At 49.3% G+C, this 11,799-nt stretch carries 9 protein-coding genes; 7 read left to right on the top strand and 2 right to left on the bottom strand.

Going from position 1 to position 11,799, the window contains the following annotated elements; genetic code table 11:
• Positions 1-291: 291 nt before the first annotated feature.
• The 3 genes from ACN5NT_RS00975 (at position 292) to ACN5NT_RS00985 (ending at position 3,588) form a co-directional block, all read left to right on the top strand.
• Complete coding sequence (locus ACN5NT_RS00975) at positions 292-1,494, top strand: sodium ion-translocating decarboxylase subunit beta (RefSeq protein WP_419174451.1); 1,203 nt, start codon at positions 292-294, stop codon at positions 1,492-1,494.
• A gap of 577 nt (positions 1,495-2,071) precedes the next feature.
• On the top strand, positions 2,072-3,109 hold the full coding sequence (locus ACN5NT_RS00980; RefSeq protein ID WP_419174160.1) for an Mrp/NBP35 family ATP-binding protein: 1,038 nt from the start codon (positions 2,072-2,074) through the stop codon (positions 3,107-3,109).
• Between the two features lie 128 nt (positions 3,110-3,237).
• Positions 3,238-3,588 carry a TusE/DsrC/DsvC family sulfur relay protein gene (locus tag ACN5NT_RS00985; protein ID WP_419174161.1) on the top strand — a complete coding sequence of 117 codons (351 nt, stop codon included), beginning with the start codon at positions 3,238-3,240 and terminating at the stop codon, positions 3,586-3,588.
• A 124-nt stretch (positions 3,589-3,712) separates the two neighbouring features.
• Here the strand turns inward: ACN5NT_RS00985 and ACN5NT_RS00990 are convergent, their stop codons facing one another.
• Both ACN5NT_RS00990 and ACN5NT_RS00995 read right to left on the bottom strand, forming a co-directional pair.
• Entirely contained in the window at positions 3,713-4,354 is a 642-nt protein-coding gene (locus ACN5NT_RS00990) for a class I SAM-dependent methyltransferase (protein WP_419174162.1), read from the bottom strand.
• A 116-nt stretch (positions 4,355-4,470) separates the two neighbouring features.
• Positions 4,471-5,040 carry a hypothetical protein gene (locus tag ACN5NT_RS00995; RefSeq protein WP_419174163.1) on the bottom strand — a complete coding sequence of 190 codons (570 nt, stop codon included), beginning with the start codon at positions 5,038-5,040 and terminating at the stop codon, positions 4,471-4,473.
• Positions 5,041-5,652: 612 nt separating this feature from the next.
• Here ACN5NT_RS00995 and ACN5NT_RS01000 point away from each other — a divergent pair.
• From ACN5NT_RS01000 to ald, 4 genes are all read left to right on the top strand, one after another.
• Positions 5,653-7,104, top strand: coding sequence for an APC family permease (locus ACN5NT_RS01000; protein WP_419174164.1), 1,452 nt, complete (start codon positions 5,653-5,655; stop codon positions 7,102-7,104).
• Between the two features lie 712 nt (positions 7,105-7,816).
• A complete protein-coding gene (locus ACN5NT_RS01005) occupies positions 7,817-8,971 on the top strand; it encodes an iron-containing alcohol dehydrogenase (protein ID WP_419174165.1) in 1,155 nt (384 codons plus the stop codon).
• 162 nt (positions 8,972-9,133) lie between these two features.
• Positions 9,134-10,519, top strand: a complete 1,386-nt coding sequence (locus tag ACN5NT_RS01010) for an aspartate aminotransferase family protein (RefSeq protein WP_136796157.1) — start codon at positions 9,134-9,136, stop codon at positions 10,517-10,519.
• Positions 10,520-10,563: 44 nt separating this feature from the next.
• Positions 10,564-11,676 (top strand): alanine dehydrogenase, encoded by a 1,113-nt coding sequence (gene ald, locus ACN5NT_RS01015; RefSeq protein ID WP_136796156.1) that lies wholly within the window; start codon positions 10,564-10,566, stop codon positions 11,674-11,676.
• The last annotated feature ends 123 nt before the right edge of the window (positions 11,677-11,799 follow it).

The raw sequence follows: 11,799 nt of genomic DNA on the forward strand, positions 1-11,799 counted from the left end.
CTCTCTGTACTATTGGCCGCCCTAGCATTTGCCGGCAGTGCCTTAGCCACAGACAGGACGGTGGATATAGTGTCTCCAGCTGATGCCAAAGTCGTCCGGATTTTTTTTGAACCCGGAGACTATATCTACAGCGGTGACAAGATAGCCACCCTCAAAAGGGAAGATGGAAATGTTATCAAGTTGCGGGCCGGCCTTGCCGGGCAACTTGAGACACTGACCATCAAGGAATACGATAAAATTCATACAGGGGATGTAATCGGCACCTTTCAGCCTTCCGCAGTTGTTGCCGACATGCCAGGCAGTACATTGACCACTGAGCTTCCATCAATCTCCGAGCTCGCCGTAAATCTCTATAAAACCACTGGACTCTATGGGATCATCGATGGCCAGCAGAACAAAGACTGGACAGTAGGCATCGGCCGGGTATTGATGATTTGTGTCGGCCTGCTGCTGCTCTACCTTGGTATCTTCCGACAGTTTGAACCGCTGCTGTTGATACCTATCGGATTTGGTGCGATTCTTTCCAACATTCCAATGGCCGGCATTGCCGAACCTGGCGGAATCCTGTTCTATATCTATGAAGTCGGTATCATGACAGGTATCTTCCCCCTGATCATCTTCATGGGTGTGGGCGCACTTACCGATTTCGGCCCAATGATCGCCAATCCCAAGACAATTCTGCTCGGTGGTGCCGCCCAGTTCGGTATTTTCACTACTCTGCTTGGCGCATTGATGCTCACTGACATGGTATCGGGAATCAATTTCTCACTGCGTGATGCTGCCGCTATCGGTATTATCGGCGGTGCAGACGGCCCGACGGCAATCTTCCTCTCCAGTCAGCTCTCTCCACGATTGCTTGGTTCCATCGCAATCGCAGCCTACTCCTATATGGCGCTGGTACCTATTATTCAGCCGCCGATCATGAAGTTGCTGACCAGCAAGGAAGAACGCGAAATTAAGATGGTTCAGCTCAGGCACGTCTCGAAGATCGAAAAGATCATTCTGCCGTTGCTGGTGCTTGGTATCTGTGCGGTTCTCTTGCCATCAGCCGCACCGCTGATCGGTATGTTCATGCTGGGCAACCTGGCTAAGGAGTGTGGCGTTATCGACCGCCTCTCCGATACCATCAAGAACTCGCTGATGTATACCGTCACCATCTTTCTTGGTCTCGGTGTGGGTTCCAAACTTTCTGCGGACAAGTTCCTCAACATCGAGACCCTCGGTATTCTCGCTCTCGGTATGATTGCTTTCGCGATCGGCACCGCCACTGGCGTGCTTATCGCCAAGATGATGAACAAGATGTCCAAGACCCCGATCAATCCGCTGATCGGTGCCGCAGGTGTTTCCGCTGTGCCAATGGCTGCCCGTGTTGTCAACAAGGTCGGCCTGGAGGCAAATCCACAGAATCACCTGATCATGCATGCCATGGGTGCCAACGTCTCCGGCGTTATCGGCTCCGCAGTGGCAGCAGGCGTTTTGCTGGCTCTCCTCTAACTGTTTAAACAACAACATCCAGCAAACAAAGGGGGCTGCCTTTTATCAAGGTCAGCCCCCTTTTGATATTTTAGTACCAGCCCAATCGTTAGGTGCATTCAAGAGAATTCATCAAATTCCCCTCAATAAAAAGGCTGAATATTGCTCAAAACATAGCACTATGCAAAGCCTTTGCTTCACCGGCAAGTCAAACTATTGTTACCTTGTAGCGCTTGTATAGCTGCTGCCTCTCCTTAATATTTCAAGCAGGATGCTCTCAACATCACAGGACAAAGCCCAACCTGTTCCAGGACAGACACGGACTGAAGCTGAAGTTTAATTGAGATAACCGGACTGCCTGAAGAGAGGTCATCCGGTTTTTTTTCTATTACTTCAAACCGACATGCACCAGGGCACTAAAAGGCTTAATCGCTAATAATCTGCGATACCTCGTCAGTACAATATGTGAAATCCGAATGTTTACCTGCAATTATGCGTGCAATAGCAATAGCAACTCGATCCTCGGATAGTAATCCAGGGTAAGCGCGAAAAAGGGTGGGAACTGAGTGTCATAGCCTAACAAAATAAGGAACTCCTGATGGATGAACAACAAATCCGACAAGCCTTACAGGCAGTTATACATCCAAAGTTAAAAAAGAGTCTCATCGATATCGGCATGATTCGAAATATCTCAATACATGATGATGTTGTCACTCTCAACCTGGCACTCAAAAGCAAACGATCCCCTTTAAAAAATGTAATTATACGCCAAATTGAAAAGGCGCTGGTAGGTTTACCGGGAATTTCCGCTGTGCAGGTAGACGTCATAGCCTTAAGTCATGAAGAGTTTCATCAATTGTTCCCCAGGGCTCCGTTAAAGGGTGTTGAAAAAGTAAAACAATTTCTGGCTGTAGCAAGCGGCAAGGAAGGTGTCGGCAAAACTACGATCGCTGTTAATGTGGCTTTGGCTCTTGCGCAGCAGGGATATCTTGTAGGGCTTCTTGATGCTGATGTGTATGGACCAAGTATTCCTGTGATGATGGGGATTTCTGAAGCATTAGAGATGAAAGACAACATGATCATCCCCAAAGAAAAGCATGGCTTGAGGGTAATGTCGCTGGGAATGACCACTGGCCGGAACGAAGCGTTTATCTGGCGGGGACCACTTGTCTCCAAAATGATTCATCAGTTGCTGGACCAGGTAGCCTGGGGTGAACTCGATTACCTGGTTATTGACCTTCCACCTGGAACCGGTGACCCATCAATTGCCATTGCCAATGCTCTCCCCCACTGTTCAATCTTAATGGTAACGACTCCCCAGGAAGTGGCCTTAGCAGATGTCCGGCGGGCTATTGAGCTCTTTCGTAAAACAGGGCAACCTTTTGTGGGGCTGGTTGAAAATATGTCCTATTTTCTTTGTGAACACTCAGCAAAACCGATTGAGATATTTGGCCATGGGGGCGGAGAACAACTCAGCAAAGAGACAGGATTCCCCTTGCTGGGCACCCTGCCCATTGACCTTGAACTTCAACAGAGCGGTGACTCTGGCATTCCATTGCTGATATCATCCGAAGGCTCTGCATCTGTTGATGTTTTTCAGAAAATAGCAAAGAGAATAGCCGATCAGACACAATGACTGCCTACTCCCCTCAACATAGCAAGATGACGGGCAGATTGGATGTATATCCAGGTGGTAAAGGCAAGGTGCATACCCCGTGATCCATCCTCCCCCACATCTACGACAACTGAATGGAGGAAAGTACAATGGCTCAACTGGAATGTGCAGGAAAGAACGTCACCATTGATAACGATGGATTTCTAACGAACATTGATGACTGGAATGAGGACGTGGCCAGAGTACTCGCCAAACGTGAGGGGGTAGATGAACTGGATGATCATCAGATAGAAATTATCAAATTTATGCGGGAGTATTACAAGAAGTTTCAGGCATTTCCTATATTAAATTATGTTTGCAAGAATGTGCATCAGCCCAAAAACTGCGTCAGCGAAGCGTTTGTCAACCCGATCAAAGCCTGGAAAATTGCCGGACTTCCACAAGCCTCACATATCAATTTTGAAACCGTTGATGGGGAACATTATGTATTGGATATCTGATAATCAGACGAAAGATTGATAGCCATGAACTTGTGGAGAAGCGGCTGAAGGATCAGGTGCAGCCAACAGCGCCCTTCATTTTTCAGGAAAATATCAGGGACCCGGTTCGTGGCCGACAGGGGTTTTATGATTTACGGCAAATGACGAGTTTGCTCTTGCCAGACGGGCTGTGAGACAAGGTGACGTCATTGAAGATGTTTCGGAATGGGGTTAAACCTTGTTCTAAAAACTCCCGTGCATCGGTTGGACCCATCATCAGCATACGTATATAAAACATAATTTTTACGAGATAATTTTGTGGAACCTCATGTTCCATAACCAGTACCTGCCCCCTGGGCGTTACTACTCGCTTCATCTCTTGAAGTGCAGCTGTTCTCGCCTGACCTTTCAATTCGTATAGCGCATGGGAGCAACAAACAATATCAAAACAGTCTTCACCAAAGGGCAGACATGCAGCATCGCCGTGAACTAGAAGTATTTTATGAGCAGTATCCTTTAGTGCGGCTTTATGCAACATACCGGTAGAAAAATCACAACCAACCGTCAGGGCGTCTACATATTTATCAGCAAAAGCGAGAGCGACTGAACCAGTGCCGCAACAGACATCAAGCACTCGGACCTGTTTTGTCCTCACTGGCTGGGCTGCATCAACAAGAAAATTACGAGTCTCGTTTCTGTAGTGACCAGAATGCAGTGTTATGAAAAAATCATAACAATACGAAAAAACGTTATAAAATTTCTGTCGACCTCTGCGTAATGTTGACATGACTGGAATACCAGTTCGAAAAGGAGGTTATTGGTCCCCCCTGGAATCAAGCCATTATCTTGAGAGTTGGGAAGACCTCTTAATTTTAAGCTATTCCCCTAACCCCTTGCTGCGATTCATGGTTTTGACATCATGCCAGTAAACCGCTCCCTGAGCCCCACGAGATCCAGCACTTCCCCCTGGCCGACATTTACCATGTCGACAAAGTCCCATAAATTGAACGAGCTGCACTCAGCACCCTGGATTACTGGCCACACAGGAGGTGAGGCATGAAACGATCCATCTGCTTTTCGCATATGACGCCGGTCACTTGAAAAGCTGCGGGTATATTCTGCAGCCTTGATGACCCTGAAGAGGGGCGCTTGCGCTATTCTGTCGCCAAACGGGAAGCTGGCGGTAAGATATTCCTGCAATCCACAGCCAAAATCAAGCGTTGAGTCAGGATCGAATACAAACCATTCACCACTATCCTCCGCGATGAGGATTACATGGTAATCCCAACATATAAAATGCGTACCGTCACAGATTTGCTGGGCCTCGAAATGCACAATCCTCTGGAAATTTGAGATGAAAACAGCATGCGGGTCATAACCGGCAAACTCTTGTCGCTGGGCCAGGTGCCAGATGTTCTCTTCACAATAGCAGGGAGCATACCGGATTGACTCTTTATTGATCTTAATACTCATGCACCCTCAATAAGGAGGTTCCAGGCAGGCTCTTTCGTGGCCACCCTACTCTTCCGGCAAGACATTGAACTGCCAGCTACCCACACCACAATATCACTTGCCCCCGCATCCTCGCAGATGTACCTTTTTAACTAATTATCAGTAACAAAAACAGCGGTAGCGCCACAGTGATGCATATTTGACTCGTGTGGTGCCGCCTACAGCACGAGCCTTCACCAACACGGAGAGTATCAATAGTACAAAGATATAATACCTTTTATTCTTATTTTTGGTTAAGATTCTCTCTTCCGTGGCAACAACATGTTTCAAATTTACAACATCGCCGTGCTTACTTCCTCAAAACTGAATCACAAACTACTCCAGCGACCATCGTTGCAAGTCAAATATGATTCACATCCAAATCTTTCCTCGTTTGTTCGCATTATTTAACCAACGCATTCAAGCACATACACACAGCACTACCATGTGGCATTCTTCTTGCCTATAACTGGACATCAGGCAATTTGTCAGTCCAACGTCTGATTATCTGAGTATCACAAGCAGCACCTTACAGTGAAAAATGGTGGCAGAATAGTATGCCCTAAGATAAAAGATTTTTTGCAGGAGAATGTTTTGAGAAAAGAAATACAACAGGAACAGGGACTGAAGAAAACTATCAAGCCTATCCATGCCTGGGCCCTGGCGCTCGGATCAGTACTGGGCTGGGGTGCTTTCGTTCTTCCGGCGCTCAGGTTTCTTCCACAAGCTGGCCCACTGGCAGCCTGTATTGGTTTTGCGCTGGGTGGAATCATGCTGTTTTCGGTTGCCATTTCACTGGGGAATATGGTGAGCAAATACAAGGTAACCGGCGGAGCTTTTGCCTTCTCTTTTGTAGGCTTTGGCCCAACAATTGCCTTTATTTGCGGTTGGGCGCTGGTGCTTGGCTATATCTGTATCATTACCCTGAATGCGACGGCTATATCGCTTCTCACCCGCTTTGTTCTGCCAGGCGTTTTTGAAATCGGCCACCTATACAGTATTGCTGGCTATAGCGTATATGCAGGCGAAATCGCAATGCTCTCAGGAGTGTTGCTGCTGGCAGGTGTGCTCAATTATCGCGGTGCAGACCTGGTGGGTCAGATCCAGGTATTTCTTGCCTTTGCGCTCTGCGGTTCCATACTGGTACTTTTCACAGGTTCAAGTCTTGCCGAGACCGCATCCATCTCCAACCTGTACCCGCTTTTTGCAGAAAACAAGAGCGCCCTTGCCAGTGTGTTAAGTATTGTGGCGATCGCCCCCTGGCTCTATATAGGTTTCGATACCATTCCCCAGGCGGCCGAAGAATTCGACTTCCCCCACGAGCGTGCAATCAAACTCATGCTCAGCGCCATTGGCTGCGGTATTGTTCTTTACTCAATGGTAACCCTGGCCGTTGCCTGCATTATGCCATACCCTGAACTGTTGGCAATGGATGTACCCTGGGCGACCGGAACTGTAGCCAAAATGGCTCTTGGCACATCTGGCAGCGTTATCCTTACCGTTGCGGTCCTCGCCGCTATCTGCACAGGTATCAACGGCTTCTTCATCGCTTCATCCCGTCTGATCTTCTCCATGGGGCGTGCCGGCATCCTGCCTGCCTGGTTTGCACAAATTCACCCTCAATATCAGACTCCACATAAAGCAATCGCCTTCGTTCTCAGCATTTCACTGATTGCACCATTCTTTGGCCGTGAAGTATTGAACTGGGTTGTTGATATGTCTGCTATCGGTACAGTGATCGCGTATATGCTTGCCTCAATGACTGCTTACAAGGTCATGCGCCACGCAGGAGACAACAAAGGGGCAATCCATGGCATTCTCGGCAGTATCAGTTCACTGGTTTGCCTTCTGTTACTCACCGTTCCATTCTCACCTGCTGCCATTGGGATGCCTTCCTGGTATGCCCTGCTTGTATGGATAGCCCTTGGCGCCTGGTTTTACTTTACCAAGATGGGTGCATTCAAAATGCTCAGTGTGCGCGAACAAAGTGTGCGGATTCTTGGTAGCGAACGCCACGTTTATTTCGAAAAAGATCTTAGAAATTAGAAGATAGATTACCTGCCTGGTTGAACAAAGTGTACTCTTGACAGAAACACCAGCAGTACCGGCAGGAGCAAAAAAAGGCAGTGATCAGATTTCTGATCGCTGCCTTTTTTATTTGAAAACCAACAATTTTTTAACTTCGCCAATGTCTCTTCTGAATAGGTGCTTTCCCCCTATCCACTTCCTGACAATCCTGCCTGCATTGCTACAATAGAGCGGAAGCATGCTTTTTTTCAGCTACACATAAAAAAGTTCGTGGCACGATGCAGAGAATGAGATATCCCGATGAACAACTCATTTTTGCATCACCTCCTGCTATCTTTAAACCGCAGTCGAAGAACACAACCCGCGACCAAGAAGAGAATTTACTTCACGATATCTAATAATTAAAACCATCCATCGCATTACATCCACCAGCCATACCAGCCACAGGCTTGACGGATATGTCCAGCAACCGACGGTCCAATGCACTTTTGACTCGACTCTCCAGCTGCCCCCTCTTGAAACAATTCACTTTTGCATCAAGCCGGTAAAAACAAAACCAATTCCAACTCTTTTAACATTCCATATCGAGCACTTAAGGTTTTTTTCTCATTGTGGCATCAGCATTGCAATCATAGAGCACAAAGATTCTCGGCGATGCTCCCTATGGACAGCACGCCGCTCAATAAATACTCAGTAGTCGAATTCTTAATAGCAGTACGAGGTGACAAACATGATCCACGAATTTAATTCTGTACCCAAGATACTCAAAGGAGCCGGCGCAATCGACAGGGCTGGCAAAGAAGTTCAACGCCTCGGTGGTGAGCGTGCAATCATTGTCACAGACCCGGGCCTCTCGGCCCTCGGCCTACAGGCTTCTCTGGAGAAAGCACTTCTCGTTGCAGGAGTACCATTTGTGCTCTATGATCAGGCAGAGCTCGAGCCTAATGCCACCTCAATTCAAAACTGCGTCAATGTCATCAACGAGTTCAAAGCTGATGTACTCATCGGTTTTGGTGGCGGCAGCGCCCTTGATACAGCCAAAGCTGCCTCGGTGCTGGTAAGTCATGGTGGTCCAATTGATAACTACTTCGGGGTTGATATGGTGCCCGGCCCATGTATGCCAATTATCGCCGTACCAACCACCGCTGGTACCGGCAGTGAGATGACATCCATCTCTGTGCTGACCAACAACGAAACCGGCGCAAAACTTGGAATCGTCAGCGACCACATCTATGCAGCCTCAGTAATCCTTGATCCTGCACTTACCACTGGCCTCCCTCCCCATGTCACCGCCATGACAGGAGTCGACGCCTTTGTTCACGCCATGGAGTCTTTTGTCGGTCTGAGAGCAACACCGTTCACCGATGCCCTTAACCTCCAGGCCATGAAGATGATCGCCTTGAACATCCGTAAGGCGTACACCAATGGCAATAACCTTCAGGCTCGTGAGGCTATGCTGTACAGCTCTGCCCTGGCTGGCATGGGCTTTGGCAACACTCAGAATGGAATTATCCATGCCATTGGTACTTCAGTCCCTGCCAGATACAAGCTGCCACACGGATTACTTATGGCTGCGGTGGCACCGATGGGGATTGATTACAACTTCATGGCCAATCCTGAAAAATACGCCATTGTTTTTGATATCCTCACCGGAGCAAACAACGATCACCTCACCACCGAAGAACGTGCCGCCTCCTGCGCCGACGCCTTCAGTGCAATGCTGGAAGATCTCGACATCAAAGAAGGTCTCTCACCTTACGGGGTTACCGTGGAAGATCTCCCCGGTATCGCAACCAGAGCTGCCGCAGCAAAGCGGCTCATGGATAACAATCCCCGCCAGGGTAATGAGAAACAGCTGCTTGCCATGCTGGAAAAGCAGTTTTAGCAGGTCGGAATAGTTTGGAATAGCAAACGTTCCGACGGATTACCTGCCTGAAAAGCTCAGGCAAACTTGTCCATTAAAATCAAAGAAGAACCCTGAGTGACCCGGCGGACCCAAACCTCAACCGCCGGGTCACTCAACCACTACTCAGCATGGAGAAGTATTATGACTAAAAGTGTGACCCCAAATATGACCAATACCCTGCAACAGGCTAAAGATAATTGCTGGTTCCATCTTACTCAGCACAAACCCTATGAAGAGAATGATCCTCTGGTAATTGTCAGAGGTGAAGGAATGCGCGTCTGGGATGCCAAAGGCAACCAGTACCTCGACGCTGTAGCGGGTGGTGTGTGGACAGTCAATGTTGGTTATGGCCGCGAGAGTATCGCCAACGCAGTGCGTGACCAGCTTATTGAGTTAAACTATTTTGCCGGCACAGCCGGTAGCGTTCCGGGGGCCGCTTTCGCCGAAAAGCTGCTTGAGAAAATGCCCGGAATGGGCCGAGTCTACTACTCCAACTCCGGGTCCGAGGCCAATGAGAAAGCGTACAAGATCATTCGCCAGCTCGCCCATCTGAAAGGCGACGGCTCCAAGCATAAAATCATCTTCCGTGATCGCGATTATCATGGCACCACAATCGGCGCTCTCTCTTCAACCGGCCAATTCGAGCGTAAAAATCAGTTCGGCCCGTTCGCTCCAGGCTTTGTCGAAATGCCCCATTGCTGCTGTTACCGCTGCCCGTTCGATAAAGAGTACGGAAGCTGCGACATCGACTGCGCGAGAGCACTGGAGACAGTAATAATCAATGAAGGCCCGGACACTGTCGGCGGCCTGGTACTCGAACCGGTAACCGCAGGCGGTGGAGTAATAGTTCCTGTTCCCGAGTACTTCCCTATCATCAGAGAAATCTGTGATCGTTATGGAGTGCTCTTACATATAGATGAAGTTGTCTGCGGCCTTGGTCGTACCGGTAAGTGGTTCGGCTACCAGAACTTCGACTTCAAACCGGACATGGTGACCATGGCCAAAGGTGTGGCCAGTGGCTATGCTGCGATCTCCTGCACCGTAACAACCGAAGAAGTTTTCGATGCCTTCAAGGCAGACCCCAGTGATCGCATGCACTACTTCCGCGACATTTCCACTTTCGGCGGTTGCACAGCCGGACCGGTTGCAGCACTTGAGAACGTCAGTATTATCGAGCGCGAGAACCTGCTGGATAATGTCATTGAGATGGGTGACTACTTCCAGGATCGTCTCTTCGAGCTCAAAGACAAATATGAAATAATCGGTGACGTGCGTGGCCTCGGTCTCTTCCAGGGGCTTGAACTGGTAGAAAACCGCGAAACCAGGAAACCGGTTGCCGAAAACGTGGCCGCAGGTATTGCCGGCCACTGCATGAGCCAGAGCAAGGTGATCATCGGCCGCACCAACCGATCTTTTAAAGAATACAATAACACCCTTGCCTTCAGCCCGGCGCTTATTTCCACCAGAAACGATATCGATGAGATCGTCAACGCGCTTGATGCAGCTTTTGCAGCCCAGGCCAAATAGGATCATCAAGGTTCACAATTATATAATTAACTTGGAGAAGTACAATGATTGTAGGTGTATTGAAAGAAATTAAGGATAAAGAAAATCGCGTTTGCATGACCCCTGCCGGTGTGGCAACCATGAAGGCGAATGGTCATGATGTTCTGGTAGAAGAGAATGCAGGTGTTGGCTCTGGCTTTGCTGACGAAACATACGTCGCAGCAGGTGCAACCATTGCCAGCGCCGACGAGATCTTTGTCAAAGCTGAGATGATCATGCATGTCAAAGAGCCTCAGGCCGGTGAGATTCCAAAGCTGAGAAAGGGGCAGGTCCTCTTCACCTACCTCCACCTTGCCGCAGACGAGCCACAAACCAGAGGTCTTATCGACTGTGGTGCCACCTGCATCGCCTACGAGACCATTCAGAAAAAAGATCGTTCCCTGCCGCTGCTCACCCCGATGTCTGAGGTTGCCGGCCGTATGGCGATTCAGCAGGGCGCCAAGGCACTCGAGAAGACCAATGGCGGTATCGGCAAACTGCTCGGCGGTGTGCCAGGAGTTGCCCCGGCCAAAGTCATGGTTATCGGCGGAGGTGTGGTTGGCGTGCAGGCAGCCAAGATGGCATGCGGCCTCGGCGCCCAGGTGTATCTGCTCGATATCAACCTCGACCGTCTCCGCTATCTTGATGACGTTATGCCTGCAAACTGCACCATGATGATGTCTTCTCCCGGAGCTATTCGTGAACTCCTGCCTGAGATGGACCTGGTAATCGGCGCGGTGCTTATTCCGGGTGCCAAGGCACCTGCGGTTATCAGCCGCGAAGACCTCAAATTGATGCGCCCAAATACTGCACTGGTGGACGTGGCAATCGATCAGGGTGGCTGCTTTGAGACCTCCAAAGCGACTACCCACTCCGAACCGACCTACGTGGTTGACGGTATTGTCCATTACTGTGTTGCCAATATTCCTGGTGCGGTACCGATGACCTCAACCATGGCCCTGACCAACGCCACCCTGCCGTATGCTGTGCAGATTGCCAACAAGGGCTGGAAAAAGGCCTGTCTGGAGAATGAAGAGATCAAGCTGGGCCTCAACGTCCATGAGGGCAAGTTGACCTATAAAGCTGTATGCGACGCCTTTGATCTGCCCTACACCCCGGTGGAGGAAGTGCTCGCTTAACCCGAGTATTTGCTGTTCTCCCAACCGGTCCCTGCCGCTGTTCACAGGGGCCGGTCAGCAAAACGAGCAAAAGGGCCGGAAGAAACAATCTTCCGGCCCTTTTGCTCGTTTTACACTTGAAAA

It is taken from the genome of Desulfosediminicola sp., from assembly GCF_048381775.1.
Classification (GTDB): Bacteria; Desulfobacterota; Desulfobulbia; order Desulfobulbales; family Desulfocapsaceae; genus Desulfopila; species Desulfopila ganghwensis.